The 22,419-nt window shown below is 60.6% G+C and carries 18 protein-coding genes; 5 read left to right on the top strand and 13 right to left on the bottom strand.

All coding sequences use genetic code 11. The annotated features are described in order from the left end of the window. Positions 1–14: 14 nt before the first annotated feature. The 3 genes from EP30_RS01600 to EP30_RS01590 all read right to left on the bottom strand — a co-directional run bounded on the left by EP30_RS01600 (position 15) and on the right by EP30_RS01590 (position 2,409). The gene (locus tag EP30_RS01600; protein ID WP_140555544.1) at positions 15–215 is read right to left on the bottom strand and encodes a lichenicidin A2 family type 2 lantibiotic; all 201 of its coding nucleotides are present in this window, start codon (positions 213–215) and stop codon (positions 15–17) included. A 391-nt stretch (positions 216–606) separates the two neighbouring features. Continuing rightward, entirely contained in the window at positions 607–1,719 is a 1,113-nt protein-coding gene (locus EP30_RS01595; protein ID WP_140555541.1) for a hypothetical protein, read from the bottom strand. A gap of 18 nt (positions 1,720–1,737) precedes the next feature. Next, positions 1,738–2,409, bottom strand: a complete 672-nt coding sequence (locus EP30_RS01590; RefSeq protein ID WP_181160738.1) for a response regulator transcription factor — start codon at positions 2,407–2,409, stop codon at positions 1,738–1,740. A 135-nt stretch (positions 2,410–2,544) separates the two neighbouring features. Between EP30_RS01590 and EP30_RS01585 the strand changes: the two genes are divergently transcribed. The 4 genes from EP30_RS01585 to EP30_RS01570 all read left to right on the top strand — a co-directional run bounded on the left by EP30_RS01585 (position 2,545) and on the right by EP30_RS01570 (position 9,180). Further along, positions 2,545–3,054: a substrate-binding domain-containing protein gene (locus tag EP30_RS01585; protein ID WP_181160737.1), complete on the top strand. Its 510-nt coding sequence runs from the start codon at positions 2,545–2,547 to the stop codon at positions 3,052–3,054. 159 nt (positions 3,055–3,213) lie between these two features. Then, positions 3,214–5,652: an HAD-IC family P-type ATPase gene (locus tag EP30_RS01580; protein ID WP_094665191.1), complete on the top strand. Its 2,439-nt coding sequence runs from the start codon at positions 3,214–3,216 to the stop codon at positions 5,650–5,652. A gap of 41 nt (positions 5,653–5,693) precedes the next feature. Continuing rightward, complete coding sequence (gene acnA / locus EP30_RS01575) at positions 5,694–8,393, top strand: aconitate hydratase AcnA (protein WP_094665044.1); 2,700 nt, start codon at positions 5,694–5,696, stop codon at positions 8,391–8,393. A 172-nt stretch (positions 8,394–8,565) separates the two neighbouring features. After that, positions 8,566–9,180, top strand: coding sequence for an isochorismatase family protein (locus EP30_RS01570; protein ID WP_140555536.1), 615 nt, complete (start codon positions 8,566–8,568; stop codon positions 9,178–9,180). Between the two features lie 702 nt (positions 9,181–9,882). Here EP30_RS01570 and EP30_RS01565 read toward each other — a convergent pair. Together EP30_RS01565 and EP30_RS01560 are read right to left on the bottom strand one after the other, a co-directional pair. After that, on the bottom strand, positions 9,883–10,848 hold the full coding sequence (locus tag EP30_RS01565) for a DMT family transporter (protein WP_140555533.1): 966 nt from the start codon (positions 10,846–10,848) through the stop codon (positions 9,883–9,885). A gap of 122 nt (positions 10,849–10,970) precedes the next feature. Then, positions 10,971–11,924, bottom strand: coding sequence for a Bax inhibitor-1/YccA family protein (locus EP30_RS01560; RefSeq protein WP_140555530.1), 954 nt, complete (start codon positions 11,922–11,924; stop codon positions 10,971–10,973). Positions 11,925–12,145: 221 nt separating this feature from the next. Between EP30_RS01560 and EP30_RS01555 the strand changes: the two genes are divergently transcribed. Next, positions 12,146–12,964: an aldo/keto reductase gene (locus EP30_RS01555; protein WP_140555527.1), complete on the top strand. Its 819-nt coding sequence runs from the start codon at positions 12,146–12,148 to the stop codon at positions 12,962–12,964. A gap of 136 nt (positions 12,965–13,100) precedes the next feature. On the opposite strand, the gene EP30_RS01550 is transcribed toward EP30_RS01555, so the two are convergent. The 8 genes from EP30_RS01550 to EP30_RS01515 all read right to left on the bottom strand — a co-directional run bounded on the left by EP30_RS01550 (position 13,101) and on the right by EP30_RS01515 (position 22,384). After that, complete coding sequence (locus tag EP30_RS01550; protein WP_140555524.1) at positions 13,101–13,799, bottom strand: GTP pyrophosphokinase family protein; 699 nt, start codon at positions 13,797–13,799, stop codon at positions 13,101–13,103. Positions 13,800–13,929: 130 nt separating this feature from the next. Next, entirely contained in the window at positions 13,930–15,315 is a 1,386-nt protein-coding gene (locus EP30_RS01545) for an MFS transporter (RefSeq protein WP_258185299.1), read from the bottom strand. 144 nt (positions 15,316–15,459) lie between these two features. Continuing rightward, positions 15,460–16,413, bottom strand: coding sequence for a nucleoside hydrolase (locus EP30_RS01540; protein WP_140555521.1), 954 nt, complete (start codon positions 16,411–16,413; stop codon positions 15,460–15,462). Between the two features lie 62 nt (positions 16,414–16,475). Further along, positions 16,476–17,807, bottom strand: coding sequence for a NupC/NupG family nucleoside CNT transporter (locus EP30_RS01535; RefSeq protein WP_140555519.1), 1,332 nt, complete (start codon positions 17,805–17,807; stop codon positions 16,476–16,478). Positions 17,808–17,970: 163 nt separating this feature from the next. Then, positions 17,971–19,263 (bottom strand): pyrimidine-nucleoside phosphorylase, encoded by a 1,293-nt coding sequence (locus tag EP30_RS01530; protein WP_219846784.1) that lies wholly within the window; start codon positions 19,261–19,263, stop codon positions 17,971–17,973. A gap of 63 nt (positions 19,264–19,326) precedes the next feature. Next, the gene (locus tag EP30_RS01525) at positions 19,327–20,286 is read right to left on the bottom strand and encodes a sugar-binding transcriptional regulator (RefSeq protein ID WP_140555513.1); all 960 of its coding nucleotides are present in this window, start codon (positions 20,284–20,286) and stop codon (positions 19,327–19,329) included. 87 nt (positions 20,287–20,373) lie between these two features. Then, a complete protein-coding gene (gene deoD / locus EP30_RS01520) occupies positions 20,374–21,087 on the bottom strand; it encodes a purine-nucleoside phosphorylase (protein WP_140555511.1) in 714 nt (237 codons plus the stop codon). Between the two features lie 97 nt (positions 21,088–21,184). Further along, the gene (locus EP30_RS01515) at positions 21,185–22,384 is read right to left on the bottom strand and encodes a phosphopentomutase (RefSeq protein WP_140555509.1); all 1,200 of its coding nucleotides are present in this window, start codon (positions 22,382–22,384) and stop codon (positions 21,185–21,187) included. Positions 22,385–22,419: the final 35 nt, after the last annotated feature.

Raw genomic sequence — 22,419 nt, 5'->3', positions numbered from 1 at the left:
GTATGGGTTTTAGCTCAGTGCTTGCTGCACTTGAACTTCTTCGTTGCGAACCCGTAGGAAACAGTCACGACAAAACTGACGGTGACGGTTGTTGCCGTCGGTGTGGAGGCAGGTGCGACGTCGTTCGAGCCGCGGCCGGTGAGCATGGCCATGTCTTCGGTGTTGAGATCCTTGAACTCGTCGCCGACGATGCCGGTGATGTCCTTGTTGCTCATAATGAGCTCCTTCTATGTGCATTCATATTGAATGATCCTCCGATTTGGAGGATGACTTCAGTATGAATGCCACGGATATCGCGGGTCGAGCAAAGGTATCCCAAAAGAATACGATGTCGTGAATGCCAAAAGGGTATGTATCCCAGGGGAATACATACCGACGTTATGACAGAGGCGTGTGGCGTATAACAGCGATATCGATATACATCCTATGCAAGGAGGCCTTCTGATATGAAGACGACTGCCGCCATACTCATGACACTGGCTACGTTGTTCGGCTCTATGGCCAGCACGGGGGAGAATGACGCTAATCTCAATGAGCCTCAGCCTACGAATATTGGATGCATTATTCCCTGGCTGTTTCCTCTTGGTTGTCCTCATAGTAAATAAGCTAGCGCAATGGCATTTGAAGTATAACGTTCCATTGGTTGCCGTTTTTATGGCTTGTAAAGGTGCCTCCGAGCGAGGCTATCCGTTTGGTGTGCACCTTTAGCCCTTTGCCGTGGGGAATGGAACAGAGATGTTTGTCGCGGCAAGTATTGCTCGCAAGTATGCTGATGGAATTATCGATACTGATGGAGACCTTGTAGAAGAAATCGGGATTAGCGTGGCGCTCAATGTTGCGATAAATTTCGCTTAGTGCGTCCAATACGGCTTGGCCTCGTTGAGGATCGGATGAGTTGCCGACCCCGGTAATGGACGTAGTACCGACAAATCCGGCATTGTGTAGCGTGGTTTCCTCGAATTTTACGCAGGATTCCAATCGTTCCATGAACGACTGCCGAGGCTCGGTCTTGACCGATTGCTGATCGGCGTCGAGCAAGGCAATCACGTGGTGTACACCGTGGAGAGCCTCGGTCGCCTTGGCATTGATTAATTGCCAGTCGTCCTTACTGGCATCCTCCTTGTTGATGAGATGCATCTGGGTGACCTGCATGATGTTGCTGAGATTGGATGACGTCGTATCGTGGAGGGCAGTGGCAACCGTCAAGGTGTGCTGAAGATGACCGAGCTGCGATTTTAATACTGCGGCTTTGGCTGCTTGGTCTTTCCAACGTAAGGCGTATCCGATGAAGTAGCAGAGTGCCGTCAGCGCACACATGTTAACGGCACTGTATAGGTCAAAGTCCACTGGATATCTAAGCGCGATATTGATAAAAGGACAGACTATTTCCATACACCCGAGTATCAGGCCGAGTTTCGGCCTACAATATCCCAGTAATATCAAAGCGACCATGGCGGTTACTATGGGATTCGGGGAGACTGTTTGAGTGATCAGACTCCCAATGATGGAAAACGCCATCATGGAAACGCTGCCGATCATCGGACGGCAAGCCATGACTGCATCAAGTATCAGAAAAACACCAAAGTACCCGATTCCCAATGGTGTCCATGTTGCGCGCGATATTGCATCGACCATGGCAAGCGCCAATAAGGCCAGCGCGGCACTAAGATAGGGGAACTGTCGTGTAATCCATGCCGTCCATCGTGATTGATGTGTCATGTTACGTCCTCTCGTTTTTCAGCGTTTGTCGGTCCACCAGTGCACGATGACCTGTTGCCTTGAGGACAGGCCGAGCTTCTTCTCCAGTCGTGTGATGTGCGTCTTGACAGTGCCTTCCGATATGGAGAGTTTTTTGGCTACCTCGGCCATGTTGTCTCCATTGGCGTACAATTCCAATACGCGCTGTTCCGTGGGACTCAGCAGCTGGGATGGATCCTGTGCCGTACGGAGCCTCTGATGCGCGGTCTTGGCATCGTCGAACGTGACCGTGGGGGTCATGTCAATCGATGAATCCGAAAGGCTCTCTTTCTTCAGCACCGTGCCTATGGCGAGCGCGATATCGCGCATGTTCTCCTTGCCGAGAATCCCCTGGCCTCCGGCGTCGGCGAATCGTTGCGCATAACGGTCCAATGTGAACGACGTGATGCCCAGTATCCGCACCCGGTCGGTCCTTCGTCTGATTTCACGGCAAACACTGGCCCCGCTCATGTCACCAAGACTCATATCCACGAGCAGTATGTCGGGCTGTGCATCCGGTTCGAACACCTGCTGTATTGCCTTCTCTCCTGTGGTGCATGTCCAGAGAACCTGAATCATTGGATTGGTCTGCTGCAGAAACATGCTCAGGAATTTCAGCGACAGTGCATCATTGTCCACGATGGCGATCCGGATCCTCTGTGGGCGTGACATCTCGTTTCCCATGCAGGCCAGCATACCGTGACGTTGCGTACAATAACGATGATGAACAGTCGAATGGTGAGATGGGGCAGACATGCCATTGCAGTGGCCGCGCTGATGTGCATGATGCTGCCGTTGGCGGGGTGCATGCCGCAGGACAAGGCGGTGGGGGATACGCAGGAGACTGAGGCGGCGATCGCCCATGACGGCATCGACCGTGCCGACGCCACGGTCGGTGTGGTGGGCAGTGCCGATCCCGACAACGCGAATCTTGATTCCCGGATCGTGGAGGCGATCGGCAACGATCGCATGCCCGCGTTGTATGCCGCGGGGAACACGGACGCCGGCAGCCAGCAGCGTGCCGTCAGCGATTTTCTTGATCGCAATGTGAAGGCGATCGTATTGCACGCCGACCAGTCCACAGGCTGGGAGGAAGCGCTCACCAAGGCGCGCAAGGCGGGCATCCCCGTGGTCCTTCTGGCTAGTTCGATCGAACCCGACGACCAGACTCTATATGCGGCACGACTCGTGGTGGTGTCACACGATGCGCAGACCGGCGGGGTGAACTATGCCATCGGCGACGCGCTGATGCGGGTGATCGACGACAAGCCTCACACCAAGACCATGAACGTGCTGCTCACCGGAGTGGCGGAATAATACGTGAGGAGTGAGCGTGCCTGGCTTATCCTTGCTCATCCTCAAGAGTGATTTTCGCGGAGTTTCCGTGTGCGCAGAGCCGGGAGCCGCATTGCCGCTGACATAATGAATACGGTGCAGGAGCGGAAAGGCGGCGCAGTGGTGGCACAGCAGAACACGATGCCCGAAGTAGACATGACGGGACTTACCGGCGAACAGGTGAGCAAACGCGTCATGCAGGGTGAGGTCAACATCACGCAGGACAAGTCGTCCCGTTCGATCGGCCAGATCATCCGATCCAACGTGTTCACGTTGTTCAACGCGATCATCGCCGTGGCCATGGTCATGGTGCTGCTCACCGGACAATGGCGCGACTCCGTGTTCGGATTCGTGATCATCATCAACACGGGCATCGGCATCCTCACCGAGCTCAAGGCCAAGCGTACGCTCGACAAGCTTTCCATCCTCGTCGCATCCACGTATCTGATCCGTCGTGACGGCATCAATCAGGAGATCGCCCACGATCGCATCGTCAAGGACGATCTGCTCTGGGTGCGCGCCGGCGACCAGGTGCCCGCCGATCTGGAGATCCTGCGAACCTGGGGACTGGAACTCGACGAATCCATGCTCACCGGCGAATCCCGAACCGTGCGCAAGAACCCCGGCGACACCGCCTACTCCGGTTCCACCGCGGTATCCGGGCTCGCGCTTGGCCGGGTCACCGCCGTGGGGGCGCGCAGCTACGCGGCTACGCTCACCGCGCAGGCCAAGGTATACAAGAAAACGCATTCCGATCTTAACGCGGGCATCAACACCATCCTCAAATTCATGACGTTCCTCGTTGTGCCGCTGTGCGTGCTGCTCATCTGGACGCAGCTGAACACCGTGGGAGGCTGGGATGTGGCGATCGCCACCGGCGCATGGCGGCAGGCCGTGGTTTCCGCCGTCGCCGGTGTGGTGGGCATGATCCCCGAAGGACTCGTTCTGCTTACATCATTGAACTTCGCCGTGGCGGCCATGCGGCTCGCCCGCAAGAACACGCTCGTGCAGGAACTCGAATCCGTGGAGACGCTCGCCCGCGTGGATGCGCTCAACCTCGACAAGACCGGCACCATCACCGACGGCGGCATCGCCTTCGACCGGCTCGTCATGCTCGACGATGCGGTCGTCCAATCCGAACGGCATGCGGCCGAACAGGCGCTCTACGATCTGGCGAATGAAAGCCAGCCCAACGGCACCGGCCGCGCCATCCTCGCCGGACTGGGGGAGCAGGGCATCACCGCCGGCGATGTCGCGGATCGTATACCGTTCTCATCGGCGCGCAAATGGAGCGCCATCACCACGCCCGACGGTGCCACCTGGTATATGGGTGCCCCCGAAGTGGTGATCGCCGCACTCGCCGACAACCACTCCACGGTATTGCACGAAGCCAACTCCTACGCAGAACAGGGAAGCCGCGTGGTGTTGCTGGCACGATCCACGGCCCCCGTCTCCGGCGACGACCCGGCACTGGATCCATCGGCGGCACCCGTCGCACTCGTCGTCTGCACCGAACGCATCCGACCGGACGCGGAACGGACCCTTGCCTGGTTCCGCGAACAGGGCGTACGCTGCCGCATCATCTCCGGCGACAATCCACGCACCGTCGCTGCCATCGCCGGCAAGGTACATCTGACCGGCGACACAACCCCGCGATACATGGACGCACGCGAACTGCCCGACGACATTGACGCGCTCGCCGAAACCCTCGAGGACGTGGATGTGCTCGGCCGAGTCCTGCCCGACCAGAAGAAGGCCATCGTCCAGGCGTTGCACAAGCGCGATCACGTGGTCGCCATGACCGGCGACGGCGTCAACGACACGCTCGCCATCAAGGAGGCCGACCTCGGCATCGCCATGGGCAACGCCGCCCCCGCCACCAAGGCCGTGGCCCAGGTGGTGCTCGTCGACTCCAAATTCTCCCACCTGCCCGACGTGGTCGCCCGCGGCCGTCAGGTCATGGCCAACATGGAACGCGTCGCCAGCCTGTTCCTGGTCAAAACCGTCTACTCCGCCATCATCTCCATCGGCGTGGTACTCACCGCCATGCCCTACCCGTACCTGCCGCGCCACATCACCTACGTGGGCGCGCTCACCATCGGAGCCCCCGCATTCATCCTCGCCCTCGCGCCGAACACCCGCCGCTACATCCCCGGCTTCCTCAAACGCGTCGTCGCCTTCGCCCTGCCCGGCGGCATCGCCACCGGCCTGTCGGTATTGCTGTGCGCATGGATCGTGCCGCGCGTCATGCACTGGAACCTCGACAATCCCGCCGATCTGGAATCGCTGCGCGCCACCAGCGCCATCATCCTGTTCCTCATGGGCATGTTCGTGCTCTCCCGCGTGGCCAGACCCCTCAACTCGTGGCGTGGCGCGCTCGTCGCATTCTTCGCCATCTGTGGCGTGACCGGCATGCTCATCCCATTCGTCGCGAACTTCTTCGCCCTCATCATCCCCACAGGGCCCATGGTGACCGCAACGATCGCCGCACTGGCCATCGCCACGGTGATCTTCCTCGTCTGCATCTGGATCGTCCCAAAGATCGGGCGCATTATTACACACGAAACAAAAACACGCTAGAACTATGTTGTTATTGATTTCGTAAAGATCACGGAGGCCGTATGTCCATCCATGACGATCAGCTCACCACGCTCAACGTGGCGGGCAAGGATTATGACTACTATGCCATCGCCAACCTGCCCGGCATCGACCACCTGCCCTACTCACTGAAGGTGCTGGTGGAGAATCTCGTGCGCAACATCGACGGCGCCAACATCACCGACGACCACGTCAAGGCGCTGCTCGACTGGGACCCCAACGCCGAACCCAGCCACGAGATCCAGTTCACCCCCTCCCGCGTGGTCATGCAGGACTTCACCGGTGTGCCGTGCATCGTCGACCTCGCCACCATGCGCGACGCCGTCAAGGATCTCGGCGGCGACCCCGAGGTCATCAACCCGCAGGTCCAGTCCGACATGGTCATCGACCACTCCGTCCAGATCGACAAGTACGCGCTCGCCGACGCCGTCGAACAGAACATGGACATCGAATACCAGCGCAACGGCGAACGCTACCAGTTCCTGCGCTGGGGACAGCAGGCCTTCCGCAACTTCCGCGTCGTACCGCCGGGAACCGGCATCATCCACCAGGTCAACATCGAATATCTGGCCAAGGTGATCATGACCCGCGCCGAGGAGAACGGCAACACGCTCGCCTACCTCGACTCCTGCGTGGGCACCGACTCGCACACCACCACCGAAAACGGCCTCGGCGTACTCGGCTGGGGCGTCGGCGGCATCGAAGCCGAGGCGGCCATGCTCGGCCAGCCGATCTCCATGCTCGTTCCGCGCGTCGTCGGCTTCAAGCTCACCGGCTCCATCCCCGAAGGGGTCACCGCCACCGACGTGGTGCTCACCATCACCGACATGCTCCGCCAGCACGGCGTGGTCGGCAAGTTCGTCGAATTCTACGGTGAGGGCATCGCCTCCGTCCCGCTCGCCAACCGTGCCACCATCGGCAACATGAGCCCCGAATTCGGTTCCACCTGCGGCATCTTCCCGATCGACGACGTCACGCTCGACTACCTGCGCCTCACCGGCCGCAGCGACGAGCAGGTCGCCCTCGTGGAAGCCTACGCCAAGGCCAACAAGCTGTGGGGCGACGCCTCCGACCCCGACTACGTGGAACCGCAGTACTCCGAATACATGGAACTCGACCTCGGCACCGTGGTCCCGTCCATCGCTGGCCCCAAGCGCCCGCAGGACCGCATCAAGCTCACCGAATCCAAGCAGACGTTCGAAGACACGCTGCCCGCCTACGAGACCGACAAGACCGTCAAGGAGCCCGTGGCCGTGTCCACCGACTTCCGCGGCGACTTCAACCTCGAAAACGGTGCCGTGGCCATCGCCTCCATCACCAGCTGCACCAACACATCCAACCCGAGCGTCATGATCGCCGCCGGCCTCATCGCCCGCAACGCGCACGCCAAGGGCCTCACCCCCAAGCCGTGGGTCAAGACCTCGCTCGCCCCGGGCTCCCAGGTCGTGGCCGACTACCTCAAGGCCGCCGGCCTCCAGGACGACCTCGACGCCCTCGGCTACCAGCTCGTCGGCTTCGGATGCGCCACCTGCATCGGCAACTCCGGCCCGCTGCTACCCGAGATCAGCGAGGCGATCAACGCCAACGACATGACCGTCACCGCCGTGCTCTCTGGCAACCGCAACTTCGAAGGCCGCATCAGCCCCGACGTCAAGATGAACTATCTGGCATCCCCGCCGCTCGTCATCGCCTACGCGCTCGCAGGCAGCATGGACTTCGACTTCGAAACCCAGTCGCTCGGCACGGACAAGGACGGCAACGATGTGTACCTCAAGGACATTTGGCCCACCAACGCCGAGGTGGAGGCTGTGGTCAACGGCACCGTCAGCCGCGAGATGTTCCTCAAGGACTACGCCTCCGTGTTCGACGGCGACCACCGCTGGAAGGGCCTCGACGTGCCCGAAGGCGAACTGTTCGCCTGGGATCCGAAGTCCACGTACGTGCGTAAGCAGACGTTCTTCGATGGCATGAAGGCCACGCCGGACCCGGTCCAGGATATCCACGGCGCCCGTGTGCTTGCCCTGCTCGGCGACTCCGTGACCACCGATCACATCTCCCCGGCCGGCGCGTTCAAGGCGTCCAGCCCCGCCGGCAAGTACCTGACCGAGCGTGGCGTGGAGCCGAAGAACTTCAACTCGTACGGTTCTCGTCGAGGCAACCACGAGGTGATGGTGCGCGGCACGTTCGGCAACATCCGTCTGCGCAACCAGCTGCTCGCATCCACCGGCAACGAGGTGACGCCCGGCGGCTTCACCTACGATTTCACCACCGGCAAGCCGTCCACCATCTTCGACGCCTCGCTCAACTACAAGGCCGCAGGCACCCCGCTGGTCGTGCTCGCCGGCAAGGAGTACGGCACCGGATCCTCGCGTGACTGGGCCGCCAAGGGCACGCTCATGCTGGGCGTGAAGGCCGTGATCACCGAGAGCTTCGAGCGCATCCACCGCTCCAACCTGATCGGCATGGGTGTGCTGCCGTTGCAGTTCCCGGCCGGCGAATCGTACACGTCGCTCGGCCTGGACGGCACGGAGACGTACGACATCGACGGCATCGAGGAGCTCAACAACGGTGTGACGCCGAGCACGGTGAAGGTCACCGCCACCAAGGCCGACGGCTCCACCGTGAGCTTCGACGCCGTGGTGCGCATCGACACCCCCGGCGAGGCCGACTACTTCCGCAACGGCGGCATCCTCCAGTACGTGCTGCGCAACCTGATGAAGTAGTACGCTCAACGCCATGCCGATAACGGCTGGAATCGGCTGATGCCAGCCAGTGCCGCTGCCGTGACCTCGTGATGACGTGGTCACGGCAGCGGCATATTCATGCGGTTGCGGCAGAATGGAATGAAGCCGTGCACACGGCCATCATCAACGGCATGAAGCAGGGGAGTCAATTATGAGCAGGGCATTGATCATTGTCGACGTGCAGCCCACGTTCTGCGAGGGAGGTGAACTCGGCGTGGACGGCGGCAACGCCGTGGCGGAGCGCATCGCCGACTACGTGCGTGCGCATCGCGACGACTACGCGTTCATCGCCACCACTCAGGATTGGCACATCGTGCCGGGGCGGCATTTCTCCGAGCAGCCCGATTTCGTGGACACGTGGCCGCCGCACGGTGTGGCGGGTACGGTTAACGCGCAGTTGCATCCCGCCATCGCCGCGCTGAATGTGGACCATCATTTCAAGAAGGGTCAGTACTCTGCCGCCTACTCCGGGTTTGAAGGCATTGAGGACAACAGCGACCGTCAGCAGTCGCGCGCCGAAGTGCGCATCGCCACGGAGGAGGGGCATACATTGGTCAACGCACTGCGCAAGGCGGGGATCGACGATGTGGACATGGTCGGTATCGCAGAATCGCACTGCGTCAAGGAGACCGCGTTGGATGCGGTGAAATTCGGGTTCCATGTGCGCGTGTTCACGGATCTCACCGTTCCCGTGAGCGAGGAACTTGGCGAACTGGCCCGTAAGCAGATGGCCGAGGCCGGCGTTGTACTGGAACCGTCGCGCTGACATGTCGTCACGGCATCAAACACGACGCTGATGTGAGATGTGGTTGCCGTCGTGACGATCAGCCGCGTCGCGGACATGATGGGTGGCGAACGATTTCGGTGATTACGGATCGATGTCGATTCGAACGCCGACGGAATCGTAGTGCAAGCGATTGCCTACCAGGTGGAAGGGTGTATGTTTCGGGGGATGTGAGCGTGCACGCAACGACGCGACACGCTGAAACTGTTCATTATCTCACGTTTTCGATACGTGAACTGTACCTGGAGGGGGGATTGGTCTATGCTCGAAACAAGAAGGGCAATGAACGGCGCATGGCAGCGTATTCATCATCTTCAGAGAGAAGCTCATCAATGAGAGAAACCACAGGAACAAGGGGGTCCTTGACATGACAAGCAAACAATGCGCCGTAGTCGGTTGCGATCGACAGGCCGAATCCAACGGGATGTGCGAGATGCACTTTACGCGCGCGCTCATCTATGGCCAGGTGAGGACTCCACAGCACAAGACCGTGCTCGCTGCCACAACGAAAGTACGTTGTGCCATCTGATTGTTCGGATATCGTCCGTGAATCAGTGCATCGAAAGATGGAATGACGAAGGGGCGGATGGCGGGTGAACGACGTTGACGTCGTCCGCTCACCATCCGCCCCTTCATCGTCCTGATGAAAGAATCAGTGAATCGACCACTACGGAAGCATAGCCATCATAATGATTTGCCGGAACGATCGGCTTTGCGTTCCAGCAGACGCTTCGGCAACGACACCGGCATCTGCGCCAGCAGGGTGCCGATGAAGATCAGCGCACAACCCCAGTAGGAGCGGGCGGTCATCACCTCGCCAAGAATGATCGCCCCTCCCAGTGCTGAGAACAACGATTCCAACGACATGATCAGCGATGCCTGCGTTGGCGGCACCCACTGCTGGCCCACCACCTGCAACGTGTAGGCGATACCGACGGAACCGATGCCGGCGTACACGATCGGCATCCAGCCGGCCGCCGCGCCAGCCCAATCGATCGATCCATCGAATGCGGCTCCCACCCAACTGAGTACGGCCGACGTGACGAACTGGCAGAACGACAGCCAGATGGGATCCACCGAGGACCCGAACGTATCGATGATCAGAATATGGGACGCGAACAGCACGGCACAGCCGAACAGTATGAGATCGGCTCCGCTGACGGACCCGAATCCGTCGGTGATGCAGAGCAGGTAGAAGCCGATCACCGCGATGATCACGCTCAATATGGTGACCACCGTGACACGACGTCGAAGAAACACCCACGCCAGCAGCGGCACGATCACGATGTACAACGCCGTGATGAACCCGGCCCGTCCGGCCTCGCGCCCCCACAGCACGCCATACTGCTGCATCGTGCTCGCAGTGAACAGCACCAGACCGCAGATGCCGCCGATCAGTAGCGTGCGCTTCCAAGTGGCAGAGACAGTGGTAGAGTTCCGTGAGTTTCGGGAACCCCGAGACGAGCCGCCGGAGTCCGAGGCAGGAGCGTGCTTCCGACGCACGGTCAGCAGCAGAATCGGTATCAGCGACGCCGCTCCCAGTGTGAATCGTGTGGCATTGAAGAACAGAGGGGACACGGAGTCCATGCCTTGCACCTGAGCCACGAATGCCAATCCCCAGATCAGGGCCGTCAACAGTAGGCAGAACATGCCACCCAATTCTTTTCTCATCACGTCGCACAACCTACCGAGGTCAGATAACGAAAAAGCCGGTCGTCTCGCATAACGAAACGACCGGTCTTCACCGTCGCGGGTGCGATATCGGCGGGCGACTACTCGCGCGAACCGAGCAACTGCAGCAGATTGACGAAGAAATTGATGAAGTCGAGATACAGGTTCAGCGCGCACAGGATCGACACGCGCTTGATCATCGTCGCATCATTCGCATACTGCTGGAACAGCGCTCGCGTGGCCTGCGCGTCATACGCTGTCAGACCGGCGAAGATCACTAGCGCGATCGCGGAGATGATCATCGTCGTGGTCTGACCGGGCATGACGAACATCATGATCAGTTCGGCCACGATCAGCACGATCAGCGCCACCATGAGAATCGGACCGGCCTTGAGCAGATCGGCTTTCGTGGTCAGCGCCACCATCGTCAGGCACAGGAAGAATCCGGCGGTCATCGCCAGTACCAGCACGATGCTGCCCAGCGAGTAGACGGCGAAGATCGAGCTCAGAGTGAATCCCATCAGCGCCGCATACACGTAGAACAGCACGCGTGCGACGGCGGGGTTCATCGTCATCACCTTCCAGCCGAGCACCACGGCAAGCGCCACCTGGGCGATGACTAGGCCGATCCATCCGATCGAACCGAACGCCATAAGAAACGCGTACAACATGCCGGTGGCCTGGGTGAGCAGCGCCACTACGGCGGTAACCAGCAGGCCGGCGGTCATCTCGCCGTATGCCTTGGCCGTGGAAACGCGTGTGGCCTTCAGATAGTTCTCCTGCGTGTAGATGGCCTGTGCATCCATCACCGGCTGGCCATAGGCGGCCCCTGCGTAACCGTTCTGCGCGTATTGAGGCTGACCGTACTGCGGTTGCGTGTACTGGGGCTGTGACTGCTGCGCGTACTGGGGCTGTGCATACTGCGGCTGCTGATAACCCTGCTGACCGTAAGGCTGCTGATACTGCTGCTGTCCATACGGATTCTGCCCATACGGGCTCTGCGCATTATTGGAATTGAATTGATTTCGGGGCTGGCCATTATCACCAAATGCCATGATCGCTCCTTCTGTTCATCATCACGGCCAGTTTACGGGGGTCACCTGAGGAATCCCTGAACACGATTACGCTGAGAACGATACCAAACGGACGTGGGCGGTGTGGCATACCGACGGCACCCACGCGCTCCAATAGGATGGGAATCGGGCTGAACACCCAACGTCATCGCATGATCGCACGGTTTCGGTGCGATCGATCAACGATCGATCAAGGAGGATTCATGGAATTCATCACGCTCAACAACGATGTGACCATTCCGCAACTGGGACTTGGTGTCTTCCAGACACCGGAAGGCGAACAGACCGAAAACGCCGTACGCTGGGCGCTCGCCAACGGCTACCGCCATATTGACACCGCCAAGGTCTACGGCAACGAGGAATCGGTGGGCAAGGGCATCGCCGAATCCGGCGTGGATCGCAAGGACATCTTCCTGACCACCAAACTGTGGAATGAGGACATCCGCCAGCATCGCGCCAAGGCTGCCTTCGAGGAAAGCCTCAGGCGACTCGGCACCGACTATGTCGACCTCTACCTGATCCACTGGCCCGCCGATGGTTGGCAGGATGCGTGGAAGGACATGATCGACCTGTACCACGAGGGTCATATCCGCGCCATCGGCGTGAGCAACTTCCAGATTCATCACCTCGAGGACCTGTTCAAGATCAGCGACGTGGTTCCCGCCGCCAACCAGATCGAATCCTCGCCCGATTTCCCCAACAATGAGGTCATCGCCTACTGCAAGGAGCATGGCATCGCCGTCGAGGCATGGAGTCCGCTCGGCGGTACTGGCGGCAAGCTGCTGTCAAGCCCGGCGCTCGCCGAGATCGGCGCGAAATATGGCAAGTCGGCGGCCCAGGTGGTCATCCGATGGCATCTGCAGCGTGGCGTGGTGGTGATCCCCAAGTCCGTGCACGAGGAGCGTATCCGCCAGAACATCGACGTGTTCGACTTCACGCTCACCGATGCGGATATGGCCGCGATCGAAGCGGCCGGCAGTGGTCACCGCAACGGTTCCAGCCCCGACGATTTCGACTTCTAATCGATCTCAATCGCCCTCATTGGGCTTGGTGAAGTCGGTGGTGCACGTGTGTGTCATCAAGGCGCGGACGGTGAAGGCGTACAAATGGTACGTCGGGCCGTCCGCAACGCGGATGACACTCCGTGCACCACCGACTTCACCCGATTTCCTGGTGGATTTGTTGCATCCTATCCTCAATATCGGCAAGTTGCCGTGCGCATTCCTTGAGTGTTTCGAAGTGCCGTTCCCTTGCCGTGTCCTCGATGCTGTTCTTGTAGCGGAGACGATGTTCGAGGCTCGCCCAGTAGTCCATGGCGCTGGTGCGGAACTGGACTTCCACGGGTGTGGGGTGAGGGCCGTCGGAGAGGAATACCGGGACCTGGTAGATCACGTGGAGACTGCGGTAGCCGTTGGGCTTGGGATTGCGAATGTAGTCCTTGATGCGGATCACTTCGATATCGGACTGTTCGGACAGCGTGTTCGCTACGGCATACACGTCGGTCACGTAGTTGCAGATCACGCGGATGCCGGCGATGTCGTACAGATTCTGTCGGATCGATTCGACAGACAGCGGTAGATTGCGTTTACGGAGCTTGCCGATGGTCGAGTCGATGCTTTTGAGTCGGCATTCCATGTGGTGGATCGGATTGTGCTTGTTCTTTAGCTGGAATTCGTCGTCGAGGTTCTCCAGCTTGGTGCCGATCTCGCGCATGGCACCGGAATAGATCTGCTCAAGTTCGGCGTATGCCAGAATCTGTGAGCCTTGGAATACGTCGACGCCGATGTTGGTGGAGATCTGCTCTATCTTGGAACGGATCTCGGGAACGTTGAATCGTTGTTTGCGTTCGAGCATCATGGGAACTGTTCTCCTTGCTAGGGCCGAGGGGAGTTTAGCAAACGTTCCGGAGAGTTTGCTGAAAAGATCCGTTTCGGCCCAAGCGGGCGATACCAGGCATATGCGAACGGCTGGCGGTTTCGGTTGACGGCTACTTCCGGTTGGCGATCGACCTGCGGAAGACCAGGAACCATGCGACACCGAACGCCATGATCGCCGCGTAGACGAGCAGTAGGTTGGAGGCGTTCGCCGCCGCGCCGGTGGCTCCGATCAGACTGCCGGAGGCGAATGGCTGCATGACGATCGGACCGCCGAACACGGCGATGCCGATGGCACCGGCTCCCTGCATGGCCAGATCGTTGAGTCCCACGCCACGGCCGGACTGCTCGTGGGTGAGCGTGCCGAGCACTGTATCCACGGTGGGGGAGTACAGCATGGCCATGCCTCCGTAGAACAGGCACATCGTTATCGCCACGGCGATAGGGCCGAGTCCGAGGCAGAACGCGCTGCCGAGCATGCCGAGTCCCATGAGCGAACCGCCGGTGAGGATGGCGTGCTCGCGGCCGATCGCCTTGGCGATCCTGCCGGAGCAGGTGCCGGAGACCGTGGCGAGGATCAGGGCGGGCAGCAGCATCAGCGAGATCTGCGAGCTGGTCATGCCGTAGACCTCGGATCCGAAGGCGTTGACGAGAGGGGTGACCGAGAAGTTGATGAAGTAGAAGATCACGATGAGCATCACCGACTTGATCCAGCGGGCGTTGCGGAAGAAGTCCGGCGTGATGAACGGGTCCTTGGCCTTGGTGATGTATATGGCGAACGCCGCGAAGAACGCCAGCGACACCACGATCATCCACCATTGCAGCATGGAGAAGAACAGGGTGAGCAGCAGCACCGCCACGCCGAAGATCGCGAATCCGGGAACGTCCACATTGCCGTGGCCGCTGTGGGAATCGGGAAGATCCTTGATCAACGGCACGAGGACGAGCAGGGAGATCAGGGGAATGAGGAACAGGTACGCCCAGTCGATGGAGACGAACAGGCCTCCGGACAGCACGCCGATGGCCGTGGCCAGCTGATAGTCGGCGGTGAACAGTCCGAAGTACAGCAGTTTCTCCTCCGGTTTCAGATACTTCGCCACGATGACCAGATACACGGATCCGGCGGCTTGGAATCCGATGGTTTGGATGATGCGGAATGCGATCACCAATGGAAGATTGCCGTGCAGCAGGAATCCCAGAACGGATCCGGCGCAAAGCAGTGTCACACCGAACAGGGTGATGCGTTTCAGTGACAGGAAGTCGCCGAGCGATCCATAGATGAAGCAGACGATGCCCAGCACCACTCCGGGGATGGCGGTGATCAGCGAGGCCTGGTCGGGTGCGCCCAGATCGGAGCCGATGTGTTGAAACACCAGATTGAACGCTTGCAGGCATACGGTGCCAAGCAGGTAGATGACCAGCAGGGGGATGAGGGTTCGGCGGGCTTTCGCCGCCGTGGTGTTGCTGTCATGGGTGGTCATGGAACGGTCCTTAATCATTGATTTTCCTTGCAGAAATGACTCAGTCTTGTGCGGGGGAGTCGGAGGGCCGCGGGTAGCAATCCACGGACAATGATGCCCCGCGTCTTCGACAGGAGAGCGGGGCATCGGAATGGTCGCCGATGATTCATCGGCAACCGGGCATCACGCCTTGGCGAGGTTGGTGATGCGGGTCATGAACTCGTTCAGGAAGCGAGGCACGTCGACGCCCACCGCGACCTGCATGGTTTTGACCGGATCGTTGAGGCGATCGTTGTCGCCGATGGTGCGTCCACGGGTGGGACCATCCACGTCGACCTTCATGTTGATCTTCAGTGTGTCCACCAGGGTCGGGTCCACAGCCACGCCCACGGCGAGCGGATCGTGCAGTCCGCATCCGCCGAGCTTCGGGGCGGTGGTCTCGTAGGCCTTGATGTAGAAGTCGGTCATATCGGCGAGGAAACGACCTGCTGGGGTGCCCAGTTCACGCCACGTGGCGGTCTCCTTGTATGTGAGCAGCGTCTGCAGCGTCACGTCGAGGCCGACCATCGTCACCGGCGCGCCGGAGCGGAACAGCTCATCGGCGGCGTCCGGATCCTGCGAGATGTTTGCCTCCTGCCACGGGTCGACGTTGCCGCATACGGTCAGCGCGCCACCCATGAGCACGATCTTGCCGATCTCATCCTTGATCTCCGGGGCCTTGGCCAGTGCGGCGGCGATGTTGGTCATCGGGCCGGTGGGCACGTAGACCAGATCCTCGCCGTAGGTCTTGACCGCGTCGATGATGAAGTCCACGGCGGAACCGGACTCGGGGGAACGATCCGAGTCGGGGATGTCCACGTCGCCGATGCCGTTCTGCCCGTGGATGAACGCGGACACGGGCAGAACCTCGAAGGAATCCTTGCGGCTGGCATGCGACAGGCCGGCGTAGACCGGGACCTCGGGATGTCCGAACAGGTCGGTCACGGCCAAGGCGTTGCGCACGCCCTGCTCCACGAGCACGTTGCCGTATGTGCCGGTGATGCCGATGAGCTCCACTTCGGGGCTGCCCAGGGCGTAGGCGATGGCGAGCGTGTCGTCAATGCCGGTGTCGAGGTCAAGGATCATCTTTTTGCTCATATCGAGCTCCTTACCGTAACGGTGCGGCGGCCCGGAGACCGCCACGAATCATTGGTTGGTGATTACCAGACGAACAGGCCGACCATGGCGGCGGACAGCAGGGAGACCAGGATGCCAGAGAGCAGCATGCGGCCGACCTGCTTGGAGATGGCGTCGTTCTTCTCCTTGTCCACGATGCCCTTGAAGCAGCCGATGACCATGCCCAGCGTGGAGAAGTTGGCGAAGGAGGTGATGAACACCGTGAGCACGGCCTTGTAGTGGGCCGCGTAGGAGGCGACCTCGCCGGTGATCTGACCCATGACGACGAACTCGTTGGTCACGAGCTTGAGGCCCATGAGCTGCGAGAACTCCCAGGCGGTGCCCGGGTCGAGACCCAGCAGCCAGGCGGGCACGTACATGACCACACCGAGGATGGATTCGAGCGACAGCTTGTCCCAGATCATGCCCAGGAAGGCGTCGATCAGGCCGGCCAGGGCCACGAAGGCGATCACGTTGGCGGTGATGATGAGGATCAGCTTGCCGGCACCCAGGATCGAGTCGCCCAGGAAGGAGAAGAACGGCTCCTTCTTCGGGGCTGCCGGGTCGTGCTTGTAGATCTTCTTGTACCAGGGCAGGGCGTTGTACTCGGCCACGGCCTTGTCCTTGGCCTGCTGCTCGGCTTCGGTCAGTTCCGGAACGTCGTCCTCGGAAGCGGGGTCGCCCAGCGTGTAGATGACGTCCTCGTCCTTGGTGACGGTGACCGGGTAGAGCATGTGGCTGACGATCAGGGCGTTGATGCAGTTCAGCGGGATGGCGGTGATCACGAACTCACCGGGGACCATCTGGATGTAGGAGCCGATGATGGCGGCGGTCACACAGCTCATCGACATCATGGCCAGCGTCACGTTACGACCGGCCTTCATGCGCTGCAGCTGGATCTTGGAGACGGCCAGCGCCTCGGTGTTGCCGAGGAACATCATCTCGACGGCGTAGAAGGTTTCGAACTTCGGACGACGGGTGACAAAGCTCAGGCCACGGCCGATCCACTTGATGATCCACGGCAGGAATCCGATGTAGGTGAGGATGTCGAACAGCGGCACGATGAGCAGGATCGGCAGCAGGGCGCTGACGATGAAGTTCACCGGAGCGGGATCGGTGCCGGTGGGGCCCACCCAGTTGGCCACGGCGAAGTTGATGCCCTTGTACGAGATGTTGACGATCCAGGCGAATCCGTCGGCGGCTGCCTTGACGGCGTCACGTCCCCACTGGAAGCTGGTGAGCAGCCAGGTGATGGCGAGGTTCAGCACCACCATGCAGCCGACGGACTTCCAATCGATGCCTTTGCGGTCGTGGGAGAACACCCACCCCAGGGCCAGGAAGACCAGCAGGCCCAGAATATTGACGGCTAGATACATGTTTTCCTTCTTTCCTTATGCCGGGAGACGGCCGATTCCACGGTCTTAGTGGATGACGGAATGCGCCGGGCCGTTCTCTCTCCGGAACGGTTTCCAGCGTACTCTAGAAGTGTTCCGGTTATTGGATATCCGATATGCCTTGATTATGTCTTGATGGCTTGCTTCAGACGATGACCTGATGGATCAGCGTAATGGGTTCGGTATGGTCGCCGATGACGATGTTGTCGAGGATCAGGCGTTTGATGTTCTCGACATCCTCTCGGTTGGCATGGATGGTCAGTAGGCGATCACCGGCCTTCACCGTGTCACCCACCTTGCGATCCAATGTCAGGCCCACCGCATAGTCGAGCTTGTCATCCTTGGTGGCGCGTCCGCCGCCGAGCATCATGGACGCCACGCCCATCTCGTCGGCGCGCATCGAGGCGATCACGCCGTCCGATTCGGCGAACACCGGAATGTGGTATTTCGCCTGCGGCATGATCGTCGGGTCGTCGACCACCCGACCGTCGCCGCCCTGCGCCTCGATCATCATGCGGAAGCGTTCCAGCGCCTTGCCGTTGGTGATATTCTCCTCGAGCATGGCGCGTGCTTCCTCCAGAGATTCAGCCTTGTCGGCCATCACGGTCATCTGGCTGCCGATGGTGAGCACGATGTCGAGCAGATCGTCCGGTCCCTCACCCTTGAGCAGGGCGATCGATTCCTCGATCTCCAGGGCGTTGCCGATGGCGCGGCCAAGCGGCTGGTTCATATCGGAGATCACGGCCATGGCGTTCATGCCCACACCCTTGCCGATGTTCACCAACGCGTGGGCGAGCGCCACGGCATCCTCCTCGCGCTTCATGAACGCGCCGGATCCGGTTTTGACGTCCATGACCAGCGCATCGGTGCCGCTGGCGATCTTCTTGCTCATGATCGAGCCGGCGATCAGCGGGATCGAGTCGACGGTGTCGGTCACGTCGCGCAACGCGTAGATCTTCTTGTCGGCCGGGGCGATGTTGCCGGTGGCTCCGGCGATGATGCATCCCACTTCGCGCAGCTGGCGCTTGAACGCCTCCTCCTCGATCTCCACGGTGTACCCGGGAATCGCCTCGAGCTTGTCAAGCGTGCCGCCGGTGTGGCCCAGACCACGGCCGGAGATCATCGGCACGATGATGCCCAGCGACGCGACCAGCGGGGCAAGCGGGATGCTCACCTTGTCTCCCACACCGCCGGTGGAGTGCTTGTCCACCTTGACGCCGGGAATGTCGGACAGGTCGAGCCGGTCGCCCGAGTGCAGCATGTCCATGGTCAGGTTGCGGGTCTCCTCGTCGCTCATGCCGTTGAACCAGATGGCCATAAGCAGGGCGCTCGCCTGATAGTCGGGGATTTCGCCGGCGGTGTATCCGTCGACGAAGAATTTGATCTGTTCGGCGGTCAGTGCGCCGCCGTTGCGTTTGGCGTCAATGACGTCGACCATACGCATGATGTGACTCCTTTGTCGTGATGTGGTCTGTCGTGATGTGGTCTTGTGGTTGTCTGACTAGCGTTTCGCCATCGGTTGATCCAGCAGTTCAGCGGCGCTGACCTGATCGATCACCAGTGTGTTGGCGTATCCGGCGACCAGTGCGCCATGCGTGGCCGGCACCTTGGACGGGGATGCGACCACGAGGATGGAATGCGGTTTGGCTCTGAGATCGTCGAGATCGATGCCCACGGTTCTGCGGTTGATGTCCTCGTCCGCGGGATTGCCGTGCGTGTCGATGAATCGTGAGATCACGTCGCCCACTGCGACCTCCTGAAGGCGGTGCTGCTCCTCCCCGGTCAGGTAGCCGAGGCGGAACAACAGGGCGGAGTCGCGTACGGTTCCCACGGTGAACACGGCGATGTTCGCCCGTCGGCCCATGTCGATGATGCGCCGGATGTAGGTCTCACGCTCCACGAGCTCCTTGGTCTGGATGTGCTCGAAGATCACGGGAAGCGGCAGGTACTGCGGCAGCGTATGGAACGCGTTCGCGAACGCGTTGGCGCTTTCGAAGCCGTAGTTGTTGCTTTCCGTGTTCGATACGGAGCCCTTGATCTGCACCACGCTCACGCGGCGCACGTCCTTCGGTGCCAGATGGCTGCCGATGCTGTAGAGCGTGCGCCCCCATCCGATGCCGATGACGTCGTCGTCACGGACGATGCCTTCAAGGTACAGCGCCGCGGCCTGGGCCACGGTGTCGAGCCGGTCCTTGGGCGCCACCCCCTGAATCGGCACGACGATCACCTTGTGCAGCCCGTATCGTTGCTGGATGCCGTCGGCCATTTCGGTCGCGTCGGTCATGGGATCGGAGATTTCGATGCGGACCAGTCCCATGTCCCTGGCGTACTGCAGCAGCCGCGAGACGGTGGGGCGGGAGATAGACATGATCTTGGCGATCTCGTTCTGGCTGTAATCCTGCTGATAGTACAGCTTTGCGACCCTGAGGCTGTCGGCGTTCTTCCGCGCCTTGGCGTCCATCTTCCGTCCCCTCCTTCGTCGTGGCTACCGGTGGTCATGCGGTATGTCGCATGACGCTTCTATGACCGTTTCCGGTCTCGTGTGGGGCTACTTGCCGGCGATCGCGGTTTCCAGCGCGATCGTGATCATGTCGTTGAACGTCTTCTCGCGTTCCTCGCTGGTCGTCTTGCCTTCGCCGAAGATCAGATCGGAGACGGTGAGGATCGACAGCGCGCGGAAGCCGAGCTTGGCTCCGAGCAGGTAGAGTCCGGCGGATTCCATCTCGGTGCCGAGCACGCCATAGTCGGCCAGCTTCTTCATGTCGAGTTCGTCGTTGTAGAAGCGGTCGGCGGCGAAGATGTCGCCCACCTTCACGTTGACGCCCTGCTCCTTGGCCACATGGTAGGCGGTGTCGAGCAGCTCGAAGTTGGCCAGCGGTGCGTAGTGCACGCCATGGCCGAACGTGTTGGTCACCACGGCGGAGTCGGTGGTTGAGCCGGATGCGAGCAGCACGTCGCGCAGCTTCACGTCCGGGGCCATGCCGCCGCAGGATCCGACGCGGATGATGGTCTTCACGCCGTAGATGGTGGCGAGCTCGTTGGTGTAGATCGACAGTGAGGGGATGCCCATGCCGCTGGCCTGGACGGATACCTTGTGGCCCTTGTAGGTGCCGGTGAATCCGAGGCAGTTGCGTACGCCGTTGACCTGGACGACGTCCTTGAGGAAGGTCTCGGCGATGTATTTGGCGCGGAGCGGATCTCCGGGCATGAGCACGACGTCGGCGTAATCGCCCGGTTCTGCTTCGATGTGGGGAGTGGCCATGATGATGGTCCTTTCTTGTTTGCTACGGGTTCCTGTTGATGATGACCGGATTCGGGTCGGTCCGAATCCGGGTTATGGATCGGGATTGCGGTTCGGATCAGCTGATCTGTTCGAGGAAGCTGGTGCCTTCGCCGTTGCCTTCGACGCCGAAGTTGTCGAGGATGGTGGCTCCCATGTCGGATGCGGTGTCGCGGATGCCAAGCGAGGTTCCGGGGTTCGGCATGCCGGGGGAGTAAGCGAGGATCGGCACGTATTCGCGGGTGTGATCGGTTCCCTTGTAGGTGGGGTCGTTGCCGTGGTCCGCGGTGATGAGCAGCAGATCGTCGTCGTGCATGTTGTCCATCACGTGGCCGAGACGCTCGTCGAACGCCATCAGCGCTTCGCCATCGCCCTGGGCGTTGCGGCGGTGCCCGTACATGGCGTCGAAGTCGACCAGATTGGTGAAGCACAGTCCGGTGAAGTCCGAGGCCATGGCCTCGTCCACATGGTCCATGCCGTCCATGTTGCTCTTGTTGCGCCACCCCTTGGTGATGCCGTGACCCGAGAAGATGTCGTTGGTCTTGCCCACGGCAAGCACGTCGTATCCGGCCTCGTTGAGGAAGTCCAGTACGGTCGGCTTGATCGGCTCGAGTCCATAGTCGTGACGGTTCGACGTGCGGGTGAAGTGGTCCTTGTCCGGTCCGACGTACGGGCGGGCGATCACGCGTCCCATGACGATTTCCGGACCGTTGATGAGCGTGCGCGCATATTCGCAGATGCGGTACAGCTCGTCGACCGGGATCACGTCCTCATGCGCTGCGATCTGCAGCACGGAGTCGCCCGAGGTGTACAGAATCAGATCGCCGGTGGCCATCTGCTGCTCGCCGTAGTCGTGGATCACCTCCGTGCCGGAATACGGCTTGTTGACGATGACCTTGCGTCCGGAGAACCGTTCGAGATCGTCGACGATGTGCTGTGGGAATCCGTCGGGGAACGTCGCCATCTCGAATCGCACGGGAAGACACATCATTTCCCAGTGGCCGTCGAGTGAGTCGTTGCCATGGGAGGTGATGGTCATCTTGCCGAAGCAGCCTTCCGCCGGCTCGACGGGCGGCACGCCCATGATCGGATCATCGGCGCGGATGTTGCCCAGACCGATGCGAGCGAGATTGGGTAGATGCAGTTTTCCATCGAAGAACTTGCCGATGTGGCCGAGGGTGTCGGCTCCGACGTCGTCGAAGCGGGCGGCATCGGGGGCCTCGCCGATGCCGATGGAGTCGAGTGCGATCGCGAGCACACGTTTGTAGGTGTATGACATTCGTCGTCCTTCCTTCGTCGTTGAAGGTCGCATGA

It is taken from the genome of Bifidobacterium sp. UTCIF-39, assembly GCF_006408715.1.
Taxonomy (GTDB): domain Bacteria; phylum Actinomycetota; class Actinomycetes; order Actinomycetales; family Bifidobacteriaceae; genus Galliscardovia; species Galliscardovia tissieri.
This window is presented reverse-complemented; position numbering and strand designations above follow the sequence as displayed.

What these genes read in the sequence shown, in the direction of transcription:
- EP30_RS01540 (WP_140555521.1), bottom strand. Translation starts at nt 16,413, where the DNA reads ATGAGCAAAAAGATGATCCTTGACCTCGACACCGGCATTGACGACACG.
- EP30_RS01580 (WP_094665191.1), top strand. Translation starts at nt 3,214, where the DNA reads ATGCCCGAAGTAGACATGACGGGACTTACCGGCGAACAGGTGAGCAAA.
- EP30_RS01600 (WP_140555544.1), bottom strand. Translation starts at nt 215, where the DNA reads ATGAGCAACAAGGACATCACCGGCATCGTCGGCGACGAGTTCAAGGAT.
- EP30_RS01525 (WP_140555513.1), bottom strand. Translation starts at nt 20,286, where the DNA reads ATGGACGCCAAGGCGCGGAAGAACGCCGACAGCCTCAGGGTCGCAAAG.
- EP30_RS01550 (WP_140555524.1), bottom strand. Translation starts at nt 13,799, where the DNA reads ATGATGCTCGAACGCAAACAACGATTCAACGTTCCCGAGATCCGTTCC.
- EP30_RS01590 (WP_181160738.1), bottom strand. Translation starts at nt 2,409, where the DNA reads ATGTCACGCCCACAGAGGATCCGGATCGCCATCGTGGACAATGATGCA.
- EP30_RS01530 (WP_219846784.1), bottom strand. Translation starts at nt 19,263, where the DNA reads ATGGTCGACGTCATTGACGCCAAACGCAACGGCGGCGCACTGACCGCC.
- EP30_RS01515 (WP_140555509.1), bottom strand. Translation starts at nt 22,384, where the DNA reads ATGTCATACACCTACAAACGTGTGCTCGCGATCGCACTCGACTCCATC.
- acnA (WP_094665044.1), top strand. Translation starts at nt 5,694, where the DNA reads ATGTCCATCCATGACGATCAGCTCACCACGCTCAACGTGGCGGGCAAG.
- EP30_RS01585 (WP_181160737.1), top strand. Translation starts at nt 2,545, where the DNA reads ATGCCGCAGGACAAGGCGGTGGGGGATACGCAGGAGACTGAGGCGGCG.
- EP30_RS01565 (WP_140555533.1), bottom strand. Translation starts at nt 10,848, where the DNA reads ATGTTCTGCCTACTGTTGACGGCCCTGATCTGGGGATTGGCATTCGTG.
- EP30_RS01555 (WP_140555527.1), top strand. Translation starts at nt 12,146, where the DNA reads ATGGAATTCATCACGCTCAACAACGATGTGACCATTCCGCAACTGGGA.
- EP30_RS01570 (WP_140555536.1), top strand. Translation starts at nt 8,566, where the DNA reads ATGAGCAGGGCATTGATCATTGTCGACGTGCAGCCCACGTTCTGCGAG.
- EP30_RS01545 (WP_258185299.1), bottom strand. Translation starts at nt 15,315, where the DNA reads ATGATTAAGGACCGTTCCATGACCACCCATGACAGCAACACCACGGCG.
- EP30_RS01560 (WP_140555530.1), bottom strand. Translation starts at nt 11,924, where the DNA reads ATGGCATTTGGTGATAATGGCCAGCCCCGAAATCAATTCAATTCCAAT.
- EP30_RS01535 (WP_140555519.1), bottom strand. Translation starts at nt 17,807, where the DNA reads ATGTATCTAGCCGTCAATATTCTGGGCCTGCTGGTCTTCCTGGCCCTG.
- EP30_RS01595 (WP_140555541.1), bottom strand. Translation starts at nt 1,719, where the DNA reads ATGACACATCAATCACGATGGACGGCATGGATTACACGACAGTTCCCC.
- deoD (WP_140555511.1), bottom strand. Translation starts at nt 21,087, where the DNA reads ATGGCCACTCCCCACATCGAAGCAGAACCGGGCGATTACGCCGACGTC.